The following is a 23,114-nucleotide window of genomic DNA, read 5'->3' as shown; positions in this document are numbered from 1 at the left end:
TATTTGTGATGAACACATACGATTTGAAGCAAATTAACAGACTGCAAGATTTAGATAAAAAGCATTATTTGCATCCGACTTCTTCATTGAAACAGCATCAAGAAAGTGGCCCTAAATCTATTTTCACAGAGGGAAAAGGCATCTATTTAACAGATGTTCACGGGGACAAATATATTGATGCTATGGCGTCGCTGTGGAACGTAAACATAGGGCATGGCAGAAAGGAACTAGGGGAAGCTGCGAGTCAGCAGATGGGCAAACTGGCATACAGTTCATCGTTTGGTAATTTATCCCACCTATCGGTTATCGAATTATCAGAGAAACTGGCGAGTATGACACCAGGTGATTTGAATGTATTTTTCTATACCTCCGGGGGATCGGAATCCAATGATACTGCATTCAAGCTTGTGCGTCATTATTGGAAATTGAAAGGACAGCCAGAGAAGAAAAAGATTATTGGGTTGGAAAAGGCTTACCACGGAATTACGGTGGGGGCGACAAGTGCTACAGGAATTCAGCAATTTCATAAAATGACTTCATCGTTAGCACCGGACTTTCTCCATGCGAAAGCACATAAAACGAATTGCGAATTAGGAGATAAGAGTGACCCGGATTATGCAAACAGCATCCGAGGCATTATTGAAACAGAAGGCCCTGAAGCCATTGCAGCAGTTATATTGGAACCCATTCAAGGAGCTGGAGGCGTCAACATCCCTCCAGACGGATATTTACAAGCGGTCCGCAAGCTTTGTGATGAGTATGGCATCCTAATGATTGCCGATGAAGTGATCTGTGGCTTTGGACGTACTGGTAAGATGTTTGGGGTAGATAATTGGGATGTTGTGCCTGATCTTATGTGCATGGCAAAAGGAATTACCAGCGGTTATATTCAATTGGGGGCTGTAGCGATCACTGAACGTTTAAGGGATCAACTAGCCGAAGTATCTAATGATACATTATTTCACGGATTCACATACAGTGGCCATCCAACCGCCTGTGCTGTTGCGTTGAAAAATATTGAGATTATTGAAAAAGAGAATTTGGTAGATAACGCAAGGCAGATGGAGTTAGAGCTAATAAAAGGCTTTAAATATTTGGAAGACAAACATCAAATTGTGACAAAATCACGGGCCAAAGGATTATTAGGCGCCTTCGAACTTTTCGAGGACAGAGAAAAAGGAGTTCCATTTGCGCCAGAGAAAATGGCAGCACAAAAAGTCGTTGAAGAATGTTTCAATCAAAAATTAATTGTACGGTCCGTCACATATGACGGTGCGAATATCATCGTAATGTCACCGCCGCTTACTATTACAAAAGAGGAAATTGAAACCATGGTTACCGTTTTTTCAAATGTAATCCGGACTGTCGAAAAGAATTTAGGGTATCAAAATGTCTAATGGTTTTTAAAATGAATCCATCGCAAAATGACTTTCAACATAAATTCGCCTATTCCATAAAGGAATAGGCGATTAAACCATTATAAAAATCAGAATATTCAACCTAATGGGACATTACTTCATTATTTTAAAAAGATGTACAGATTCTGTTTCCTGCCTAGAAGAATCTTCAAAGCAAAATCACCCCGGTAACATTTGAATAGAGAATTTATGTTTAACAAAGATATTTTTAAGCAATTATTTAATGCTACTTATTTTACCAATATAAAAATTAATAGGGGGTAAATGAATGGGTGAACAAAGATTATTAAAGACACTCGGAAATAGAGATGTTCTTTCCCTTGCATTTGGAGCGATGATTGGCTGGGGATGGGTAGTTACAGCTGGACTTTGGATTACAGAGGCCGGCTCCTTGGGAGCCATCCTTGCCTTCGCAATTGGCGGATTGCTAGTTATATTCGTTGGTTTAACCTATGCGGAATTAGCATCAGCCCTTCCGCTGGCTGGCGGAGAGCATGTATATAGTTTTCAGGCGATGGGGAGGGTTGCCAGTTTCGTCACGACTTGGGCAATTATCCTTGGTTATGTATCTGTAGTAGCCTTTGAAGCTGTTGCTCTTCCAACGGTTTTTGAGTATTTGATTCCAAACTACAGCAAGGGTTATTTATACACCATAGCGGATTGGGATGTAACGGTTACCTGGGCGGGGGTCGGTATCGTAGGATCGATCATTATTGCCTGGATTAACTATCGCGGGATTAAACTTTCGACAGCAGCCATGTTTATTTTATCATTATTAATTCTGATTGCAGGCGTATTATTAATTACTGGCAGTACCATTGCGGGTAATACCCAAAATATGCAGCCTTTATTTGAAACAGGAATAGCAGGAATCTTAACAGTAGTCATTATGACGCCCTTTATGTTTGTTGGATTTGATGTCATTCCGCAGGCTGCCGAAGAAATTAAACTCCCGCAGAAACAGATTGGGAAATTATTAATATTCTCAGTCATTCTGGCTGTTGTATGGTATATTATGGTTATTTTTGGTGTGTCGCGAATTTTAACCCCAGCTGAAATTGCTGAATCCAATCTAGTTACAGCTGATGCCATGGCCAAAGCCTTTGGGGATAGTCAAATGATGGGGAATATCCTTGTTCTCGGAGGTATTGGAGGTATTTTAACAAGCTGGATCGGATTTTACATTGGCGGCAGCCGTGCGATATACGCGCTTGCCAAAGCAGGTATGCTTCCTAAATCTTTAGGCGAGCTGCATCCGAAGTATAAAACTCCGCATAAAGCAATCTTGTTAATCGCTGTATTATCTACTGCAGCCCCATTATTCGGTCGGCCTGCATTAGTATGGCTAGTGGACGCTGGCGGTCTGGGTCTAGTTGTCGCATGGTTTATGGTTGCAGTATCCTTTATTATTTTGCGCAAAAAGAAACCAACCATGCGACGGCCGTTTCGTCTGCCAGGCGGTACAGCGATTGGATGGATCGCCGCTTTTATGTCATTAGGAATAAGTATTCTATATATGCCAGGAATGCCATCAGCGCTAGTTTGGCCTTATGAATGGGTCATTGTCTTTGCCTGGACGATCCTCGGATTTGTATTTTATAAAATATCTATGAAAAAATACGGTACGGAATCTTCAGATAAACATATGAATGATGAAATTGCTAGGGTAATAAAATATGACGAAGAAGAGAACGCGGAGAAAAAGAGCAGCTAAGAATCAAAAGCGAGCAAGCATCTTAGCATGGAAAGGAACTGTTCAGGGTGGAAGTTATTAACACATTATCAAAAGGCAAAAAGGAGCATATATCAAACTATCTTCCAAAAGGCTATTATACTTGTTCTAAAAACGTAGGAATCAAAGATGAAACACTCGACTTTTCTGTCATGTTATCTGCTGTTCCAGCCTCAGCTGCAGCTATGTTTACTCAAAACCAATTCTGTGGAGCGCCTATTCCTGTTGGCAGGGAAAATATAGCGAATGGGCAGCTGAGATGTTTTGCCATCAACAGCAAAAACGCAAATGTAGCAACGGGAGAGGAAGGCATTGAAAATGTCAGAGAGATCATTTATTTAATAGGAGAAGAGTTAAATATTCCTCCAGAAGATATTCTTCCGTCATCGACAGGTATCATTGGGAAACCATTGCCAATGGATAAAATAAGACAGGGAATCAAAGGCCTTAAAGATCAATTGGTCGAGGGCGGGTTTGAAAAAGCCGCTGAAGCGATCATGACTACCGATACGCATCCTAAAATTAGGGCTTGTAAAATTGGGGAAGCCACATTAGTTGGGATTGCCAAGGGGTCTGGGATGATTGAACCCAATATGGCTACCTTGCTTTCCTATTTTGTCACGGATGCACAAATTCCATCTAGTATTCTACAGACCATTTTTAATGAATCAGTCAATAAATCTTTTAATATGGTAAGTATTGATACGGACACCAGCACAAGTGATACCGTTGCCATAATGGCTAATGGCTTAGCCGGAGAAGTAAATATTGAAGACTTTAAAAAGGCTTTAAATAAAATGTCTATAGAGTTAGCTAAAGAAGTTGCTCGGGATGGTGAGGGTGCTACAAAGCTAATCGAGGTTATTGTAGAAAATGCTTTGCATTTTGAACACGCAAAAAAGGCAGCCAAATCCATCGTTAATTCTCCGCTGGTGAAATCAGCTATTTTTGGAGCAGATCCGAACTGGGGACGGGTTGTCATGGCTGTTGGCAAATGTGATAAAGAAATAGAGGTTTCGCCTGAATTAATAGCTATTTCTTTTGGCAGTATCCCCGTTTATGATGGAAAACCTCTAGATAATGTAGATCTAACGGAAGTGAAAAACTATTTACAGGGAGATGAAATTACGATAAAAGTATCCCTAAATTTAGGTAAGGAAAGCGCAACCGTTTGGGGATGTGATCTTTCATACGACTACGTTAGAATAAATGGAGAATATACATCATGATTTAAGCAGCTATTTTTTTATATTAATTAAAAGGCTGACCATTTCCCGTAAAGGGTGATGGTCAGCCTTTTGTATTTTTATGAAATCGGTATTCGTGACTTAAATCGAAAGGGTTGGATAAAATATCACCCTATGTATCTAATCATTGCGACTTCATCACAACAAGCATTCTTAGGGCAATTCATACAGTCAATCCATACTTTTTCAGGCAAAGTATCCTTTGGAATAATTTCAAACCCGCATTTTTTAAAGAACTCTGTTTCATATGTTAAAGATATTAATCTTTTAATTCCAAGACGTGAGGCCTCGTTAAAAACGTGATGAACCAATTGACGGCCTATGCCTTTACCGGAATGGTTAGGAGCTACAACTAATGAACGTACCTCCGCCAGGTCCTGACCTAACACATGCAGTCCGGCAACTCCCAGTATTTGATTATCCTCTTTCATTACATACAGACACTGCAAATGTTGATACAATGATAAATGTGTTCGAGGCAGAACAACTCCTTGTTCAGCATAGGTTTGTATTAAATCGTAGATGTCATTGACATCACTGGCAACGGCACTATAAATATCCATATTTGTCCCCCTAATTAACTTCGAATATTATAATAAAAATACATTAATTTGGATTTTTATTCAACAAAAAGTTTTTTATTTGTATCTATGTAGGGCCTGAAGAAAAAAAGGATCGAGGGCTCCTCGATCCTTTTTTTTATATATTTTCGTTCACCGGTTATATTAAACATTGATAAAAGGAAAAACCTGTGTTAGATTAGTAAAGTAACGCATTTTTAATATATAAAAATAAATATTTACCCAACTATAATTATACAAAGAAAACAACCCGCAGTCAACCCCCAATTTGCAACTTTTTAAAGGAGTGCTTGATATGAACAAAGAACTTCGCCAGGAGCAAGAACGATTGGATAGCGTATTAGAGACCATCTCAGTACAAATCTGCAGGCTTGAGGACGAGACGGGCCGGCGGAAAGACGAAGTGGTCCATATCCGCAGACACTTCTGGGATGACGTCAAGGTGAATGTCGATACGTTTGACGATTATCTCGAGACAATTATCGGATTGCGCCAGCAGGCTCAGGCTTTGACTGTCAATCAGAGCACTCACAAGCATGCGGCTAACAGGCTGTCCGTTCTGCGGCGCATGCATAAGGTGCCTTATTTCGGCCGCATTGATTTCATAGAAGAAGGAGATTCAGCGAAAGAAAGCATCTATATTGGCTTAGCTACCCTTACGGATCCTAGCGGAGAGAACTTCCTTGTCTATGATTGGCGGGCGCCGATTTCAAGCATCTATTACGATTACCCGCCAGGCCCGGCTGAATACACAACTCCTGGAGGCATCGTCCGCGGCTGCATGGAGAACAAATGGCAATACATCATCCGCGGCGGTGTCATTGAATCGATGTTCGATACGAGCATTACCATTGGTGACGAAATCCTACAGCAGGTTCTTGGAAAAAGCACAGATAAGCATATGCAAAGCATTGTATCCACCATTCAACGGGAACAGAACCAGATCATTCGTCATGACCGCGGGCGTCTGCTTATTGTTCACGGTGCTGCGGGCAGCGGAAAAACATCGGCCGCCCTGCAGAGGATTGCTTATTTGCTCTATAAATACCGAGATCGGATAAAAGCTGATCAAATCATTCTATTTTCGCCTAATACGATGTTTAATAGCTATGTTTCCAATGTGCTGCCTGAGCTGGGCGAAGAGAATATGCAGCAGGCCACCTTCCAGGAATACTTGATCCATCGGCTAAGCGGCGAATTTCAACTCGAGGATCCTTATGAGCAGCTGGAGTACGTATTAACAAAAAGTGATGATCCGGCGTACCAAACCAGAACAGCCAGCATCCGCTTCAAGGCATCGGCCCATTTCTTTGAGGCCATGCTGAGATACAGGCAGTCGCTGGAATCCTCCGGCCTGAAGTTCAAGGGACTGATGTTCAGAGGAAAACCAATTGTTACAGCTGAGCAAATATCGGAAAGGTTTTATAGCAAGGACACGTCGCTTCGGTTTCACAACCGGCTGGAGAAGCTGACCGAATGGCTCAATGAACGGATCAATGACACGGAAAAGCGTGAGCTGACCAAGCCGTGGGTGGAGGAAAAAATCGAGCTTTTAAGCAAAGAGGAATATCAAAGAGCCTATACTCTCCTGCAGAAAAAACACGGATTTACTGAAGACTCGTTTCAGGATGATGAAAGAGAGCGCAGGCTGCTAGGACGCATGATCGTGCGCAAAAAGCTAAAGCCGCTGCGCAAATGGATCCGTGGGCTTCGGTTTATTGATTTTACGGAAATCTATAAGCAGCTTTTTGCTGATTCGGATCGGATTAAACAGTGGATTGACGGAGAGCTTCCTGAAGAGTGGAAGGAAATTTGCCGTTGGACGATGATCATGCTGGATGAAGGCAAGCTATTTTATGAAGATGCGACGCCATTTTTGCTGCTAAAAGAGCTAATCGAAGGATTTCAGATCAATGGCTCGATTAAACATGTGCTAGTCGATGAGGCACAGGACTATTCACCGTTTCAATTTGAATTTCTGAAACGGCTGTTTCCGTCTGCGAAGATGACTGTGCTTGGCGACTTCAACCAGGCGATCTTTGCCCATGCCAGCGAGACAGCTGATTTCGAGACACTCACCGGCTTATATGGACCGGATCAAACTGCAACCATTAACCTGACCCGCAGCTACAGATCAACAAGACCTATTACCGAATTTACCCGCGGCCTTGTGCCTGACGGTGAAAAGATTGCCACGTTTGACCGCAGCGGCGAGGTTCCGGTGCTGATGCAAGTGCCCAATCATGCCGAATTGCACCTTCATATTATCTCTAAAGTGGAGGACTTGCGGAAGCAGTATCAAACGGTTGCTATTATTTGCAAATCCGCAGCCGAAAGCAAAGCAGCCTACGCCGCTTTAAAAAGCAGCATCGAAGAACTCAAACTGGTGAAAAGCGGAGCAATGGAATACGAGCAGGGCATTGTCGTCATTCCGGCTTATTTGGCTAAAGGCATTGAATTTGATGCCGTTATTATTTATGATGCATCGGATCAGGTTTATGGCGATGAAAGCCTGCGGAGATTGTTTTATACTGCCTGTACCCGGGCTATGCATCATTTGGAGCTTTATAGTATTGGGGAGCCTAGTTTCTTTTTGAAAAATGCTGTGCCGGGGAGCCTTGTAATGAAATAAGGTTACGGGGATTGGCTTAGGAATTGCCGGTCTCTTGAAGGAAGAACTTGCTATCGGGCAAGTTCTTTTTTAAAATTACAGTTAAAATATTGCCATTCTGGTGAATCCCTGAATCTGTGTTCCCATTTTTAATGGGTGCACAACAGGGCTTTTAGTTTTTCTCTATTTGGCCAACGCGTTTGTCCCCAAGCTTAATCCGCGCATTATTTAAATGTCTTTTCATATGATAGGCTGCAGCTGCAGCATCTTTATTATAAATAGACTCATAGATTTTTAAATGTTCCTGATAAATTTGTTCCCTTTTTTCTCTCAGCCCTACGTTTCTTTTTAATGAATAATTTAAAGAACGTTTATACAGATCTTTTAAGTTTTCGATTGATTGTAAGATAAATGGGTTATGGGAGGCGCTTACAATTTCATGATGGAACTGAAAATCTGCCTCTGACCCTATAGAATAATCATCTACCATATTCTCAGCTATTTCATCTAAAGCCGATTTAATTTTCACCAAGTCATCCTCTGTGGCCCGAAGTGCAGCAAATGCGGCTGCCTCTGTTTCTAGAACCGTTCTCATTTCAAGCAAGTTATATACCTGTTCGATTTCTATCATATCAAAGGTTACAGAATCTAACATATTCGCTAGATGAATCTCTTTAACAAACGTTCCTTCTCCCTGCCGTGATTCAACAAGCCCACTGGCTTCAAGTACACTCAGCGCTTCTCGAATGGGAGACCGGCTTACACCAAACATTTTGGCGAGATCCTTTTCTGATGGAAGCTTGCTTTTGGGAGGGAATGTTCCTTTTTTAATTAATTCTTTAAGCTGTTCAATGAGCTGGCTTGATACCTTTTTTCTTTCTATTTGGGGAATTAGCAAATCATCACTTCCTTTATATGGATATCAATTAGACAATTTCAGACTTGTAACTCAAGTATACACAAATGAAAAGCACTAAATATGGATAATATGGACTTTTTAAAAAATATAAATTATTTTGACATAGGAAAAATTTAACATTATAATTGTGAAAGCGCAGTCAAATTGTCATACAACATGATGACCAGATGATTTAAAGGAGGTGAGTAAATGAATAATCAGACGTCAAAAAAAGAGATAATCCCTTTGTTTATAGGTTTTCCCGGAAGATCAGCCAGAGGGTTTTTAGGCTGGAGCAGCACATATTTAATTCAAATACATAATGAAGGAAAAGTGAAAAACTACTTATTCGATACCGCAGGCTATAACGAAAGAATAGAACTATTTAATAGATTAGAAGAATTGAATCTTAATAAGAATGATATTGATGGCCTGATCCTAAGCCATTTGCATTTTGATCATGCAGTAAACTGGACGCTCTTTCCTAACTCTAAAATTTACATTCACAAAAAGGAACTGTCTGCACCTCAAGAATATGACTTCGCTGTACCAGACTTCCACCAGCAGAAATTACTTCAATGCCCAAACCTGCAATTTATTGCTGAAAATGATGAAATAGATGGAATGCGAGTGATTGAGGTTCCAGGCCATACAGCTGGAATGATCGCACTTGACATAGATAAAAAGATACTGGCGAGTGACTCTATTAAAAATAGACTGGAGCTTATTCATGGACCTCTCGGCAATACATGGGATGTCGAAATTGCAAAAAGGTCCATTCAAAAAATCGCCGACATCGCTGAAGTGATCTATCCCGGCCATGATGTTCCATTAATCAAAGAGAATGGAAAATGGGTGGCCACTGCAGAGGCAGAGGAAACAATTATCCTGGCAGAAGGTCTTTGCTGCGGTAACGGTACCAACAAACTAACGATATCTGTACCTGATTGCTAGAATCAATTAATGGAAGGAAGGTGCCTTATGGGAGAAACACCAATCAGACCCGAACAAGGGGTAGAGGTTAAGAAAAAAGGGATATTCCACCTGCTCAAACAAATGGGTCCTGGAATGCTTGTTACAGGGGCATTCATTGGAACAGGAACGATTACGACTAGTATTGTGGCAGGAACCAATCATGGCTATACCTTATTATGGGCTTCGGTGACAATGGCCGTTATTTTAACAATCGTTTTGCAGGAAATGTCAGCTCGCCTTGCTTTATCGACAGGTCTTCCGCTTGCTACGCTAATCCGGCAAAGGTTAGGATTATGGGCAAGTATTATTGCGGTAGTTGCTATTGCTGGGGGAAATGCTATTTATTCCGTTGGTAATGAAGTAGGTGTAGGCCTTGCGTTAGGGGGGATGATCGAAGGCTTTCCTGGGTGGGGATGGATGTTTATCGTAACCCTGCTTTACTGGACTTTGCTTATGATCGGAAAGTACTCTGTATTAGAAAAAACGATAACCGTTTTAGTCGGATTAATGAGTGTGACTTTCTTAATCGACATGATCTTTGTTAAGCCAGATTATCCGCAAATGCTTGCGGGATTAGTAATTCCTAAATTTGAAATATCAGATACCATGCTAGTTCTAGGGTTAATCGGTACAACTGTTGTACCTTATAACTTATATCTTCATTCTGCGGGAATCGTGGAAAGAGGCTGGTTCAAAAAGCCAAAGGAAAATTTAAAATTAATGCGCGTTGATACGATTGTTCCAATTTTTATTGGCGGACTTGTAACCATGTCTGTTGGTGTAGTGGCTGCTTCAATATTAAATCCGCTGCATATATCTGAAGGGCTTGAAATTACCGGGTCCCAGCAGATGGCCTTGGCGCTTCAGCCATTGCTTGGCAAAGCTGCATATTTCTTATTCAGCATCGGCCTTTTTGCGGCGGCAGTATCTTCAATGCCAATGGCAGCGCTATCTGCCTCATATGTGGTAACGCAAAGCTTTAACCTTTCAACTGATATTAAGAGCACGCCTTTTAGAATCGTCTTTACATTGGTAGCTTGGATTCCGTTTATCTTTGCAACGGGAGTATCTAATCCAATCTGGACGATCATTATGGCACAGTCCGTGAATGGCATGCTTCTTCCGATTACAGCTATTTTTATTTATTACTTAATCAATAAAAAGGATATTGCTGGTGAGTTCCGCAATAAAGCAACAACAAATATATTAGGTGCTGTTGCTGTAGGATTCGCTATATATATCGGAGTCATGAATATATTAAAGGCATTGGGAGTTGTTTGATTTTTAGGCAAAGGGTTCATGCTTGAGGGGTTTGTAAAGCGTGGAATCCTTTGCTTTTCACTTTTAAAAATTCTTAGTTGCCCCTAAGTTGGATAGGAAATCCGTCTTAGGGGTTTTTTATATAATAAGTGAAAAATTAAACTGCGGTTAAAGTACCTTTTTTATATAATTCCTATATACTAGTTATTTATTATACTATAAATGTTAACTGCATTTCTTTGTACCTAGGGTGGTACTGAAATATAGGAAGAGGAGGAAGTTAATGGATCTTCAAAAATACAGAAATCATTTATTTCAAACCATGAAAAGCAAGCTGGAAGCATGGTTACATACAGATGAAGCTGGAAAAATTCAAGGTGAGGAAGTTTATCGATTTCTTCACTCTATTAAAGGAACATCAGGGACTCTGCAGCTTGCAGGCCTCATGAACCTAGCGAAAGGCCTTTTAGATCAATTAAAAGAGGATGACCAAAAGGCGTGGGATCAAATAGAATTAAAAACTTTCTTGTTTCCTTTAATCCAGCTCATCTATCAATATGAGAATTTCAATGAATTCGTGGATCATGATACACCCTGCAGCAATGCGGATGCTCCTCTTATACAAATCATAGATGATGATGTTTCTCTGCTGATGTTCCTAAAAGATGCGCTAGAAGAAAAAAATTGGATGGTTATGACTCATACCAACCCAGAAATAGCCGTGAACAAGTATTTCGAAATGAAGCCGGATTGCCTTATTTTAGATGTTACGTTGCCAAACAAGGATGGTTTTCAAGTATTGAAAGAAATCCAAGAACATAGTGAAAAATATTTTGTTCCCACCATTATGATTAGTATCAATGATAATAGGCAGGTGAGAATTGAGGCCTATCAAAATGGTGCAGATGACTTTTTTAAAAAACCTCTTGATATGGATGAATTTATCGTAAAAATTAACCGGCATTTACAGAGAAAGAAAAACTTTGATCAATCAGTTTTAATTGACGAACTTACCCAAATCTATAATAGAAAATACCTTGCTGATAGCCTTCCCCGATATTTTCATGATTTCAAACGAACTAGACAAGCTTTTTCGGTTTGTATAGTGGATATTGACTTTTTTAAGAAAATTAATGATTCATATGGTCATCTAATGGGAGACCAAATACTGAGAGACTTCGCTCAATATTTAAAACAGCATGTCCGCAGTTTGGACATGGTTTACCGATACGGGGGAGAGGAGTTTATTCTTGTATTCCCGAAAACCTCTAAAGAGGAAACGAAAGAGCGCTTAAATGAACTAATTAAGGGTTTCTCCAATATGGAATACATTTATGAAGAAAAAAGATTTTCAGTTACATTTTCAGCGGGGGTCTGTGAGGTTGATGATGAGTCCGTTACTGTGGAAGAAGCCTTGAAAAGGGCTGATCATTCACTATATGAAGCAAAACGGCTAGGAAGAGCAAGGGTTGAATGTTTACAATCATTGCCGAGTCAGCATAAAAGGACAATTGTTAATATCTCTGTCATTGATGATGATGTCATTATACGAGCTTTACTAGCCCAATTGCTAGAATCCTTAAAAATTAAACAGATTGAATTAAATATTAAGACGTTTGAGGATGGACCTTCCTTTTTACAATCGGAACATGCAAAAGAAGATGTCAACCATTTTATTGTTCTAGATGGTGTTATGCCCATCATGGATGGTTTGGAGGTCCTCCAAGCAATCAAACAAAGTGACAATGCCTATAAATATAAAGTATTAATGCTAACAGGAAGAAACAGCAAAAAGGAAATCGAACAGGCTTTAAAGCTGGGTGTGGATGATTATGTTACGAAGCCGTTTTATACACAAGAGCTCCGGGCAAGGATACAGAGAATCTTAAATCAGATGCAATAAGGTAGGAGGATAACAGATTGAACCGAATATTATTAGCCGAGGATGAAGAGGCCCTTCGTATGCTTGTCGTTGATACGCTTGAAGACGAAGGATATATCGTTGATGAAGCCGCTGATGGCGGAGAGGCTGTAGATTTATATCAAAGCCATCCATATGATCTGGTCATTTTAGATTATATGATGCCTGTTTTTACTGGGCTAGAGGTTATTTCGACGATTCGAACTGCTGAGACAAATGGTCATACGAAAATATTAATGCTTTCTGCCAAAAGCCAGGCGGATGAACAAGAACGGGTTCTGCAAGCAGGTGCTGATTATTTTATGGCCAAGCCATTTAGCCCATTAAAACTTTTGGAATTAGTTGAGGAAATTTTGAATGAAAATAATTGATTCCATAAATCATTCTATATCAAATAAGGTATTATCCTTGTTTGTCTTAAGCTTTTTATTTTTTATTGCAGGAACGGGTGCATTGTTTTATTTTCAGCACCAAGCTCAAAATGAATATGTCTTAAATCGCTCAGATCTTGAAGGAAAGCTCCATAGTATAAACAATATCTATCAGCCATTTAATTCTTCAGTATTACTATTGCCGGATTCAATAAGTGTTAAAGTACCTGCAAATAAAGAAGATGCAGATCAGCAGGAACGGGAGCTTAGAAACGAACTTCATGAATTCGGACAGTTAGCAAAGACAAACGATGAAAAACTAATTTATCAGAGAATAGACCGTTTCATCAGCTATTATTTCACAACAGTCGTTCCGGCCGTTATACAAGACTACGAAAATACTAGGGACCCAAGTGCGGATATTTCAGATCAAGAGGTCATTTTAGAAGTAGGAGAGTTTCTCACTCAAATAACTTCGTTTGCAACAAACCTTCAAGAGCAGCTTACAACCAATGCCAATAAGCTGGAAGAAAAGGAGATCATGCAGCAATATAACCTCCTTGTTTTTTTACTATTATTTTTGCTCATATTATTGTTTGCCATCTATAAGATTCTTAAAAATATAGGGAAACCTCTTGCGGAATTTACTATTTCTGCAAATGAAATAGCTGTTGGGCGAGAGGCAGTTATAAAAGCCGATCCAACAAGAAAAGATGAACTTGGCATTTTATCTGTGGCTTTTGAAAAGATGGTGCAAAGTATACAGGATAAGGAACAGGATTTAGTGGCACATAACGAGGAATTAATTGCGCAGCAAGATGAGCTTCAGGCGCAACAACAGGAACTTCAATCTACACTTGAAGTGTTAACAGATAATCAAAATAAGCTGCGGCGAAGGAATGAATTAATCAAAGGCATTTCTTCTTCTTTAGATAAGAGAGAAGTAATGCAAAGTATTATCGAGAATATGTGTAAGGTTACTGGAGCAGATAAAGGGGTTATTACTCTTCTTTATGAGGAAGCATCCGCTGCATACGGTGTGTCCGACTCAGGTGTAAAACAATTTAAAAGAAATTTGAATAGCGGATTAATGCTGCGCTTAACCTCCGAAAAGCAAGGGTATTTAGTCCGCCGTGAACAGCATGAAGCTGAAAAAGGGTATCATGAAACTCTTCAATATTGCTATGACCTTTATTTACCCGTTATGTCTTCCGATGAAGTAAAAGCTGTTTTGGTTTTAACACGCTACGGATTCCTTTTTACAAACGAAGAAATAGCCGAATATGAAACGCTCTCAAGACAATTAGCGATTTATCTTGAAAAAATCAATCTGTTTGAACAATCTGAGGAAGATCGCCGGTTAAATCAAGATATCTTAAATAATGTCCAGGAAGGCATCCAATTGATTGATAAGAATAGAACGATTATTCAGGTGAATCAGCAATTGGGAGAGATATTTAAAAAGGATAATTCCTTTAAAGATTTATTAGGACTTTCTTGGAAACAGTGGACCCTTTTGATGGCCGAGCAAATTCAAGAAAATGATTTTATTGATACACTAGAGAATCTTATAAGTTCAGCCCTTCAGAACCCTGAAGAGGAGCATTCATTTATATACAGGAAGAAAAATGGCCATCAGGTGATCAGAGTCTATTGTACAACCTTTAAAAAAGAAAGCGATGAAGACATTGGCACACTTCTTGTCCATCGTGATATTACAAAAGAATATGAGATTGCAAAAATGAAATCCGAGTTAGTAAGTACAGTCAGTCATGAATTAAGAACACCTTTAGCCAGCGTTCTTGGCTTTACAGAGCTGATGCTGCATAAAGAATTAAAGCCTGAAAGAAAAACAAAGTATTTGCAGACGATATATAACGAAGCGAAAAGATTAACGGCCTTAATTAATGACTTCCTTGATATTCAAAGAATGGAATCGGGAAAACAGACCTATGAAAAGAAATTTATTGATATTATTTCTATATTGAAAAATGTGATTGAGCTTCAAGAAGGTTCTGCAGCCCTACACAACATTAACCTTTCAGTTGAATCAGAGGAAACGATGATACTAGGGGATCGAATGAAAATTGAACAGGTGTTTACTAATCTGTTAAGTAACGCCATTAAATATTCGCCTAAAGGCGGAGATATTTTCATTCGGGTATACAATAGGAACGACATGATTTCCGTCGATATTCAAGATGAAGGTCTTGGTATTCCGGAGGATGCCATTCCACAATTGTTCCAACAATTTTATCGGGTGGATAACTCTGATCGAAGAAGGATTGGAGGTACAGGCCTTGGCCTTGCCATTGTTCAAGAAATTGTCAAAGCACACGATGGTGTGATCAACGTAAGTTCTGAATACGGGAAGGGAAGCACCTTCACCACTCAGTTCCCGCATGTCAGCATGAAAGCTACTATTCATAATGAAGACGAATCTCATTCTATGCTGAATTATACGATTATGATTGTTGAGGATGATTTAAGCCTAGCAGAGCTTCTAAATCAGGAACTGCATGACAAGGGCTTTTATGTAAGTTCTGTTAATAGCGGAAAAGATGCGTTAAACCAGTTGAATGCATCTCCGCCAGATGCCATTGTTCTGGATATTATGCTTGAAGATGAATGTGATGGCTGGGCCATCATGAAGGAAATGAAGAAAAGCGAAAAACTAAAGGATATTCCTATATTTGTTTCAACCGCTATCGATGACAAGGAACTGGGCTTCTCGCTTGGTGCACAGGATTACCTTGTTAAGCCATATAAACCTAGTCAATTATCCAAACTCGTTATAGAAACGCTCATAAACAATGAAAAGAATGGGCAGATATTGCTTCCTCATTAGGAACGAGCTCTTTTGGAGCTTTGGTGGTCGTTTTGAATAAAGGAAATGATAAAAGAGAATCACCATACTTAGCGTGATTCTCTTTTTCTAGCTTTGTATTCAAGGAGGACAGGCTGCAAAATCACTGTGGCGAAGAACGACATATCAATGCATTAGTGTCCTGCTTCCTGCCAGTGCAACGAAAGAATTTATGCTGCTTTTCTTTTTTCTTTCATTAATTTTAATAAAATTTCACTAAAAAACATGAAGGTGGTTGCTAAGGCTAGGCCTGCATAGCTGATAACAAATTCCATTTCAATGGCTACTTTTCCGGTTTTGACAAAGGCATATAGGTTTAAGGCACTTAAAGCTATTAAGCCAAAATTTGCTAGATACGTAGATAACGCTAAAGCTTCTTCCATTTTTCTGCTAAACAATGAGCTCACTCCAGTTTTCTTTATAATTCGGTATTTTTATTTCTAAAACAGGCAATCCAGCTAATCTTGCACTCGTGACAAAATCTGTATCATCTGATGCGGCAATTAGATTGGCTCCACCTTTTACTTTTTCAAAAAGGAAATCAGCGACGATATGATCGTCGTTATTCTCCATTCGAAGCTTATGTTCAATGACAAAGGGTTCCGTCCAGCCATCTTCAATTTCTCGTCCAGCCCCATTTAAGACCATAGCATCGAATACATCACTTGCTCTGGCGGCAGCTCCTCTTGTTTCCCGATGCTCATTTTTCTTCAAAAAGTCCCACTCTCTGCGAACCATTCGGCTAATGACAATTTTGTTGCGTTTAATGAGTTCAAGCAGGTCATTATTTAACTTCATTAAGACATTGGTATCAATTGCAATCTCTAATCCCTGTTTTCTGCACCGGTCCAGTTCACTGATGATTTGGATGTTTCGCTGTAAGTCTTCAGCAAGCTGCTGTTGTGGCCTTAGGAACCTATTCAGACGATGTAATTCCTTATCCAATATGTAAAGATCCGTTTTTAATGCTTGTGATTTCCAGCGAAAATCTTTGCTTTCTGCCTCAAGTGCTTTTTTCTTGGTTTTGATCAAGTGCTGCAGGTTCTCCTTAGAACGTATAAGTTTTTCTGTTTCATCCACCATACGATCATACTGCAAGGCTAAGGTAATCATGGCTTGATTCCGAAAGTGGATTAATAAAATACTAGTTAAAAGAACACTAGATATGGAAAGCTTCAAAAACGAATACCCTTCTAAGTCCCGTGTAAATAACAGTGGCATGAAGATGATTATATGAAGAATAAGATTCCACTTTATCTGGCCTTCTATCCTGGTTTCTGATTCATTGTTGAGAAATAAGGAATAAGACATATATGGAAAAAGAAGAGTCAACATGAAATTGAAAATGTTATTTTTATGCCAGCCTTTCCTGCTGACCCCTACGATGATCAGCATGCCTATAAAAACATAAGGGATGGCCAAAAAAACTGCTGCAAGGGCTAGGGATATTCCATCCTCCATTAATATCTCTATCGCTCTGCCCATGAAAGACTCTCCTTTAGCAATGTTTTATATGTATCCTGCAGATTTGGAATTATGGCTTCTACATGTTCTTTTAATTCTTCTGCCTTGGATATAACAGCTTTTTTTCTATCAATTTCGTTCTCTATGTCGCTTTGTTCATCCAGTTTTTGCTGCAGAAGCTTTTCTTCCCTTTCCAGATCCTCTAGTTCCCTTCTAAGGAGATTCATTTCCTTTTCAGTGTCTTCTTTCTGGATAAAGAAGGACTCTCTTTCTGATTTTAGGAATTCTCTGTATCCCCCTAGAAGCCCAAGTCTTGTGAAGTAGACTATTAATGCGGCTAAAAATAATAAAAGACCTAGTACTTTCAAATCGAATCCCTCCACTTGTACTTTTTCTAATTTTAAGTATAATGGAAAATATAAACAACCGCAATAGGGAATATTCACGATATAGTGAAAGGGGTAGAGGTTAGTGGAATACGGATTTCAGGTGCACACAAAAAGGGCAAGATTATGGCCAGTCAGGCTATACGGAGTAAGGGAGCAGAATTGGATTGAATTCCAGGAGATCACACAGGTTGAAGATTACATCAATGAGCACAGTCATGTCTATTTTCAAACGATTGGGACCTTAAATGATAAAAAACAAATTGACAAGTCAGAGCTGCTTTCGATTCAAGGCCCTTTACCGTATATACCAATAGATAGATTATCAGTGAATGAAATTTACAGTCTGTCAGAGGCAGCAAAACTCTGGAAATTAGCCGATGGCAGTACGCTTAGAAAGGCGATTGAGAAAGGGAAGTTTAATAAAGGAGAAATAAGAAAATCAGATAAGGTATGGTTTGTTACCTTACCAGGTATGCAAAGGGTTTTTGATGCGGTACCAACCTTATTTGAAAATAAAGTCTCAAGCATTGAGTTTAATCAGGTAGATCATGAGGAGATCTGGAAGCTATTTCAAAAGGGGGAATAGGTACATGTTTGGTGTAAAGTCTAAATACTTTTTAGATGATGTTTGCTGCAATTCTTGCGGAGACACAAATGTAATTAGAATAAAAAGACATCGAATGTGTTTTAATCATTTTGTTTTTACGATATGGCTATTGATTCCTGTTGCCTATATTTATAAGCAAAACAACAGTTATGCGTGGCTGTTGTACTCTTTCATCTTCCTATTTCTCATTAATGGAGTGATTCAGTTTTTTAGGATATTAAAATACAGAAAAAGGGGAAAACGAGAGTGGCTTCTTTTTTGCCTGTCCTGCAAGGAGATGGGGTTAGCTAATATCGAAAATAACAATGAAGTGGATATATACAACTTTTAAGGGGCATGGCTGCATTATGCATCTATGGGCACAATTATGAAAAGAGTCTTAGTATTTCAAAACCCCTCCTGAACATTTCAGGAGGGGTTTTATAAAGTATTCAATTATTGCACGACCATTTTTAAATCGCCCTTTTTAACCCATCCCAATACTTTCATGCCTTGATAGATTGAAAGTGAAATAACAATAGGCAGAATTACGCCGAATGCAATGTAAATTAAAAAGACCATGACTCCTTGGTTTGCCAAAATATTGATTGGAGCGATTAATGAATTGAGACCCAGACCTGCTAGTTTATATGGAACTTGAAAATCAAAAATCATCGTCGCCATAGGTGCACATATGATTGCCGAAATAAATGACGGAATGACAAGACGTGGATTTTTGATAATGTTCGGAAATTGAACCTTAGGTGTGATTAATGATTGGGCAATATTGGCTCCAACATCATTTTGTTTAAATGACATGGCAGTAAAGGCGGCAAATTGGACGGTACAACCGATTAAGGCAGCCGCACTTGAAACAGGATCAAGCTGTAAGGCAATCGCAATCGCTGCAGACGATGCCGGCGACATAAGGAAAATACTCCAGACAAGGGAAATGACCATTGGTCCAATGATTGGAGAACCTTCAACAGACGCAGTAATTTGAGCACTTAGCCAATTAAGCAATGGCGTCGTAACCATCGATAAAAACACACCAGCAATACCACCGATAAAAATAGCAGCAAAAGGGATCGCCATCATATCCAATTTCGTTTTTCCAGTAACACGTTTACCAATCCAAGTAGCGATAACAGCCGCTAAAACAGCACTTAGTGGCTGCCCAGTTACTAATGTAACACCGCCATCTCCTGTTAGTTGGACGGCGCTGGCCCCGATGGTGCTACAGGCCATCGCACTGAAAATAACAAGTGTATTCCCTCCCAGCTGGTAAGCAATTCCTGCTCCAAGAGCCGGAGCCAGCATCAGCTGTGCTGTTTTGCCGATTGTAAAAAATCCTTCCCATCCTGTAAATGTTCCTAAAGATTCAATTAAGAGACCGATTCCAAGTGTTACTAAAACCGCGTTAGCAAGTCCTTGTGAAGCTTTATACATTCTATCTGTCAAATATTCCTTTGTTGACTTTTTCATTGCCTATTCTCCCTTAACTATAATAAATTTTCCGTCTTTTTTTAAATTGATATAATAATATAGTTATTTTTGAATAGAGTCAATATTAATTATTATTTTTGATTTTGGAACATACCTTGTTTTACTGAGTTTCTCATAGCATTTATATATTAACAAAACTATAATATTGTTATTTCGGAATAAATTTTACCGAAGAGTTATCATCGGATAGGATGGGGATGAAAGTAGTTAAAAGCGATTGATAACCACACAGATGTAGGTCTTGCCAAATTAGAAGAAGCCACACCTATTACAAATACAAGAAAAAGTTGAAAATGATGCGGGTGAGGAATTATACTGATTTGTTGGGTATATTAGCCACTTTACAGCGATTGAAAAAAATCCTCCAAAGCCGAAGCTCAGGAGGATTTACCTTTTCACTTATTCCGCTTTTTCGACTCGGTTGGCAGCAAAGCCTTACCGATAATAGGGATTTCCAAATGGGACGGGTAACGTGCATCCTGATAAATCTTCACGGTCGCCTCATTCGGATTGAGCCCCGGCCCCTGCGGTCCAACTTGATCCGGCAGAGCCGTTGTACCGCCAGCCATACTTATTCTAATGCGATGCCCTTCTTGGAATACGTAAGATGTAGGCAGGGCTTCAATGTTGAATTGTTCTATTTTCCCAGGTGTAAGCGGTGTCGGATGTGTCCGCGATTTGGCCCGAGGACCGTTGAGATAGCCTGCCGTCACTTGAGTGGCTGTGCCGTCAGGGGCAACGTCGGAGATTTCAATAACGAAATCGGTATCCTCCGCCGAAGACTCTGCCCAGAAACTGAACTTCACTGAACCCGTCAATTCGGTAGGATCTGATAGGGATCCGGTAGTCCAGGTAAGAGTCTTTTCCTGATACGGACTTTGATCGACCTTTAAGATGCCGTTCTTATTGCTCCGTAACGTATGAAGGAAAGGACCGGTGGTCGGTGAATACTCGTAGTCTTCACTGGAATTTTGCTCCTTAGGCTGTACGGCGCTAAGTGTTCCATCATTGATGCTTGAAATTGATCCACTATGCTGATCAGAAAGATACATTGTTGCAATGCGGGCATCCGGTATCGGCCAGGCTTTCTCAAATCGCCATTGATTTGGTCCCTGGACATAGATCAGCACGCTGTCCTCTTTATCTATACCGTTATCCAACCCACGAAGGTAGCGGTCGAACCAGGCTACCTGGTAGTCTTTGAAATCATAGGGCAGCAAATCGTAGATTGTATCATGTGCCCCTGGCCCAATGATCATCTTGCTCTTTCCTCCCAAGGCACTGAACTCCTTAAAAGCTTGTATATTTCCAGGAGTAATATAATCCTGCCAGCCACCGGATATCAGGGCAGCAATGCCTTGCTTGCTAATAGATTGCAAATCCTGCGTGTTCAGGGTTCGCTCACGCCACCAGGCATCAAAATCCCGGTGCGGCAAAACAGAAGTATATTCTGGATCTCCCCGGCCAACCCGTCCCGGCCCAGGCAGCATTCCTCCGGGATACCAAAGGTAGTCATAACAATCAGTACAGGCAATTTCCGGGCTGATGGCCTTAAGGCTCGGCGGCAGTTCTTTGGCCGTTAGCCACTGACTGATCCCTCGCAAAGACTGTCCTACCAATCCTACATTTCCATCACTCCAAGGCTGTTTGGCCATCCATTCGACAAGATCATACCCATCTTCAGAGAATTTATTAAATAGATTGGCCTCCCCATCAGAAGTTCCAGAACCTCTTAAACCTACATGCAAAGTCGGATACCCGTGCTCGGCTAAGTAACGGGATAAATCATCCGCCTTTTTCTGATTCACATGCCCGTAGCCATTTTCCAATATCAAGCTCGGCTGGGGAAGGTCCACTCCCTGCGGAAGAAACAGGCGCCCCCTTAGCACCACACCATCACGCATGGTGATCTCCACATTTTCTTGAACATTAACAGAATAAGTTTTTGTTGAGATCGGCGGCTTTTTGGATTTCTTGACCCAATTGCGGTTTTGAGTACCGTCTCCCATTGAATCATTTGTCTGCTGCTTCTGTTCCGCTTGGGCGGATATGGGAGTAGAAACATAAGCCATAGACACCGAAAGACCCAATAGTAAAGCTAAGGCAATAGATAGATATTTCCTTTTTTTCAAGGCACTTACTCCTTTCGTCATTTTACTAAATTACGGCAAATCCAGTTATATGTACTTACCATGAACTTGGGCGATATCCATTCCACTCAGAATGAATGCATATCGCGGGCTCGCCATTAATTACAATTTAAAATTTACCATTTTATATTATTCATATCAATCAGAATTTTCAGAATAGTACATTTGTATCATTTTCTTTTACTAGAATAGAGGTGTCGTCAAAACGAATCAAAATAAGCTTTGAAAAGATAAACCAAATTGTTGAATATAAAAAATTTTATGATAATATAATTACAATAAGTCACATGTAATTACTCGGAATTAAAATCTGACAAAAAAGGAGAGATTTACAATGGCTTTATCAACATATAAGGCAAAAACCTTCTTAAAAGAGAACGTGTTAGTTGAAGCTGAGGCAAGAAGTCATAAAGTAATTATCGATGAACCTGAAAGCCTAGGAGGCTCAGACAAGGGAATGAGTCCGGTTGAACTCCTTCTTTCAGCCTTAGGTGCTTGCCAGTCAATCGTAGCAAGAACCTATGCGAAAAAATTTGATATAGATCTGCAAAACTTTTGGGTTGAAATAGAAGGGGATATTGACATTGACGGATTTCTTGGAAAATCTGATGTACGACCTGGGTTTCAAACAATAAGATATACATTTCATATTGAAACAACAGCCCCTGAAGAAAAAATTGAAGCATATAAAGAATTTATTGAAGCACACTGTCCTGTAGGAGATACAATTGAAAATCCAGTTAATCTTGTTTCCGCAAATGTAGTTGTTGAGAATCCTGTTAAGTAAATTTACATGATTACTCTAAGTAAACATCGGTAAAAGCTAATAAGGAGGGGCTTGTCTAAAAAGTCAGCAGGGCTGGCAATTTAGATAGCTTCTCTTTTGTTTACTCTTCTTTATTCCAGCCTTACTTCCTGAACTTCCTTTACGATTAATTATTAAAGAAAAAATCCCCCTTTGAGTAATGCTGGAGGTGAGAAGAGTCAGGGAGATTTTTTTTAAAAACAATAGTTCGTATAATCCATATTTTACGAAAAGTACTAAGTGTGAAGATTGAATGTTTGCTATAATATAGGAACTAGAAATTAATTCCACTTTATTTTAAAGGATTAATTATTTAAATTAGCGAATTTCTGAT

18 protein-coding genes are annotated in these 23,114 nt (G+C 39.7%); 11 read left to right on the top strand and 7 right to left on the bottom strand.

What is annotated here, in order from left to right; all coding sequences use genetic code 11:
- Nucleotides 1–8 precede the first annotated feature (8 nt).
- The 3 genes from AC1Q59_RS17770 to argJ all read left to right on the top strand — a co-directional run bounded on the left by AC1Q59_RS17770 (nucleotide 9) and on the right by argJ (nucleotide 4,379).
- Entirely contained in the window at nucleotides 9–1,397 is a 1,389-nt protein-coding gene (locus tag AC1Q59_RS17770; protein ID WP_492367199.1) for an aminotransferase family protein, read from the top strand.
- Between the two features lie 289 nt (nucleotides 1,398–1,686).
- Complete coding sequence (locus AC1Q59_RS17765) at nucleotides 1,687–3,132, top strand: APC family permease (protein ID WP_492367198.1); 1,446 nt, start codon at nucleotides 1,687–1,689, stop codon at nucleotides 3,130–3,132.
- Nucleotides 3,133–3,179: 47 nt separating this feature from the next.
- Nucleotides 3,180–4,379: a bifunctional glutamate N-acetyltransferase/amino-acid acetyltransferase ArgJ gene (gene argJ, locus AC1Q59_RS17760; protein ID WP_492367197.1), complete on the top strand. Its 1,200-nt coding sequence runs from the start codon at nucleotides 3,180–3,182 to the stop codon at nucleotides 4,377–4,379.
- Between the two features lie 125 nt (nucleotides 4,380–4,504).
- On the opposite strand, the gene AC1Q59_RS17755 is transcribed toward argJ, so the two are convergent.
- Nucleotides 4,505–4,960, bottom strand: a complete 456-nt coding sequence (locus tag AC1Q59_RS17755; protein WP_492367196.1) for an N-acetyltransferase — start codon at nucleotides 4,958–4,960, stop codon at nucleotides 4,505–4,507.
- Between the two features lie 313 nt (nucleotides 4,961–5,273).
- Here AC1Q59_RS17755 and helD point away from each other — a divergent pair, with 313 nt between their 5' ends.
- A complete protein-coding gene (gene helD, locus AC1Q59_RS17750; RefSeq protein ID WP_492367195.1) occupies nucleotides 5,274–7,610 on the top strand; it encodes an RNA polymerase recycling motor HelD in 2,337 nt (778 codons plus the stop codon).
- 151 nt (nucleotides 7,611–7,761) lie between these two features.
- Here the strand turns inward: helD and AC1Q59_RS17745 are convergent, their stop codons facing one another.
- A complete protein-coding gene (locus tag AC1Q59_RS17745) occupies nucleotides 7,762–8,487 on the bottom strand; it encodes a FadR/GntR family transcriptional regulator (RefSeq protein ID WP_492367194.1) in 726 nt (241 codons plus the stop codon).
- A 210-nt stretch (nucleotides 8,488–8,697) separates the two neighbouring features.
- Between AC1Q59_RS17745 and AC1Q59_RS17740 the strand changes: the two genes are divergently transcribed.
- The 5 genes from AC1Q59_RS17740 (at nucleotide 8,698) to AC1Q59_RS17720 (ending at nucleotide 15,862) form a co-directional block, all read left to right on the top strand.
- Entirely contained in the window at nucleotides 8,698–9,441 is a 744-nt protein-coding gene (locus tag AC1Q59_RS17740) for an MBL fold metallo-hydrolase (RefSeq protein ID WP_492367193.1), read from the top strand.
- Between the two features lie 27 nt (nucleotides 9,442–9,468).
- A complete protein-coding gene (locus AC1Q59_RS17735) occupies nucleotides 9,469–10,743 on the top strand; it encodes an Nramp family divalent metal transporter (protein WP_492367192.1) in 1,275 nt (424 codons plus the stop codon).
- Nucleotides 10,744–11,005: 262 nt separating this feature from the next.
- Complete coding sequence (locus AC1Q59_RS17730) at nucleotides 11,006–12,625, top strand: response regulator (protein ID WP_492367191.1); 1,620 nt, start codon at nucleotides 11,006–11,008, stop codon at nucleotides 12,623–12,625.
- Between the two features lie 17 nt (nucleotides 12,626–12,642).
- A complete protein-coding gene (locus AC1Q59_RS17725; protein WP_492367190.1) occupies nucleotides 12,643–13,014 on the top strand; it encodes a response regulator transcription factor in 372 nt (123 codons plus the stop codon).
- Nucleotides 13,001–15,862, top strand: a complete 2,862-nt coding sequence (locus tag AC1Q59_RS17720) for an ATP-binding protein (RefSeq protein ID WP_492367189.1) — start codon at nucleotides 13,001–13,003, stop codon at nucleotides 15,860–15,862. Before AC1Q59_RS17725 ends, AC1Q59_RS17720 begins: the two co-directional genes overlap by 14 nt.
- Nucleotides 15,863–16,050: 188 nt before the next feature.
- On the opposite strand, the gene AC1Q59_RS17715 is transcribed toward AC1Q59_RS17720, so the two are convergent.
- The 3 genes from AC1Q59_RS17715 to AC1Q59_RS17705 are packed head-to-tail and all read right to left on the bottom strand — an operon-like array spanning nucleotide 16,051 to nucleotide 17,712.
- On the bottom strand, nucleotides 16,051–16,278 hold the full coding sequence (locus AC1Q59_RS17715) for a hypothetical protein (RefSeq protein WP_492367188.1): 228 nt from the start codon (nucleotides 16,276–16,278) through the stop codon (nucleotides 16,051–16,053).
- Complete coding sequence (locus AC1Q59_RS17710; RefSeq protein WP_492367187.1) at nucleotides 16,271–17,365, bottom strand: PIN domain-containing protein; 1,095 nt, start codon at nucleotides 17,363–17,365, stop codon at nucleotides 16,271–16,273. The genes AC1Q59_RS17715 and AC1Q59_RS17710 overlap by 8 nt, the downstream gene beginning before the upstream one ends.
- A complete protein-coding gene (locus AC1Q59_RS17705; RefSeq protein ID WP_492367186.1) occupies nucleotides 17,350–17,712 on the bottom strand; it encodes a hypothetical protein in 363 nt (120 codons plus the stop codon). The genes AC1Q59_RS17710 and AC1Q59_RS17705 overlap by 16 nt, the downstream gene beginning before the upstream one ends.
- A 103-nt stretch (nucleotides 17,713–17,815) precedes the next feature.
- Between AC1Q59_RS17705 and AC1Q59_RS17700 the strand changes: the two genes are divergently transcribed.
- Nucleotides 17,816–18,319 (top strand): helix-turn-helix domain-containing protein, encoded by a 504-nt coding sequence (locus AC1Q59_RS17700; RefSeq protein WP_492367185.1) that lies wholly within the window; start codon nucleotides 17,816–17,818, stop codon nucleotides 18,317–18,319.
- 456 nt (nucleotides 18,320–18,775) lie between these two features.
- Here the strand turns inward: AC1Q59_RS17700 and AC1Q59_RS17695 are convergent, their stop codons facing one another.
- On the bottom strand, nucleotides 18,776–19,804 hold the full coding sequence (locus AC1Q59_RS17695; RefSeq protein WP_492367184.1) for a PTS sugar transporter subunit IIC: 1,029 nt from the start codon (nucleotides 19,802–19,804) through the stop codon (nucleotides 18,776–18,778).
- 416 nt (nucleotides 19,805–20,220) lie between these two features.
- Nucleotides 20,221–21,957, bottom strand: a complete 1,737-nt coding sequence (locus tag AC1Q59_RS17690) for a CocE/NonD family hydrolase (protein WP_492367183.1) — start codon at nucleotides 21,955–21,957, stop codon at nucleotides 20,221–20,223.
- A 352-nt stretch (nucleotides 21,958–22,309) separates the two neighbouring features.
- On the opposite strand from AC1Q59_RS17690, the gene AC1Q59_RS17685 reads away from it, so the two are divergent.
- Complete coding sequence (locus AC1Q59_RS17685; protein WP_492367182.1) at nucleotides 22,310–22,762, top strand: OsmC family protein; 453 nt, start codon at nucleotides 22,310–22,312, stop codon at nucleotides 22,760–22,762.
- Nucleotides 22,763–23,114 lie beyond the last annotated feature (352 nt).

The organism is Cytobacillus sp. MT66, assembly GCF_058792595.1.
This window is presented reverse-complemented; position numbering and strand designations above follow the sequence as displayed.

Excerpts from the sequence above, each read along its gene's own strand:
- AC1Q59_RS17770 (WP_492367199.1), top strand. The coding sequence starts at position 9 with ATGAACACATACGATTTGAAGCAAATTAACAGACTGCAAGATTTAGAT.
- AC1Q59_RS17765 (WP_492367198.1), top strand. The coding sequence starts at position 1,687 with ATGGGTGAACAAAGATTATTAAAGACACTCGGAAATAGAGATGTTCTT.
- AC1Q59_RS17755 (WP_492367196.1), bottom strand. The coding sequence starts at position 4,960 with ATGGATATTTATAGTGCCGTTGCCAGTGATGTCAATGACATCTACGAT.
- helD (WP_492367195.1), top strand. The coding sequence starts at position 5,274 with ATGAACAAAGAACTTCGCCAGGAGCAAGAACGATTGGATAGCGTATTA.
- AC1Q59_RS17740 (WP_492367193.1), top strand. The coding sequence starts at position 8,698 with ATGAATAATCAGACGTCAAAAAAAGAGATAATCCCTTTGTTTATAGGT.
- AC1Q59_RS17735 (WP_492367192.1), top strand. The coding sequence starts at position 9,469 with ATGGGAGAAACACCAATCAGACCCGAACAAGGGGTAGAGGTTAAGAAA.
- AC1Q59_RS17730 (WP_492367191.1), top strand. The coding sequence starts at position 11,006 with ATGGATCTTCAAAAATACAGAAATCATTTATTTCAAACCATGAAAAGC.
- AC1Q59_RS17720 (WP_492367189.1), top strand. The coding sequence starts at position 13,001 with ATGAAAATAATTGATTCCATAAATCATTCTATATCAAATAAGGTATTA.
- AC1Q59_RS17710 (WP_492367187.1), bottom strand. The coding sequence starts at position 17,365 with ATGGGCAGAGCGATAGAGATATTAATGGAGGATGGAATATCCCTAGCC.
- AC1Q59_RS17695 (WP_492367184.1), bottom strand. The coding sequence starts at position 19,804 with ATGAAAAAGTCAACAAAGGAATATTTGACAGATAGAATGTATAAAGCT.
- AC1Q59_RS17685 (WP_492367182.1), top strand. The coding sequence starts at position 22,310 with ATGGCTTTATCAACATATAAGGCAAAAACCTTCTTAAAAGAGAACGTG.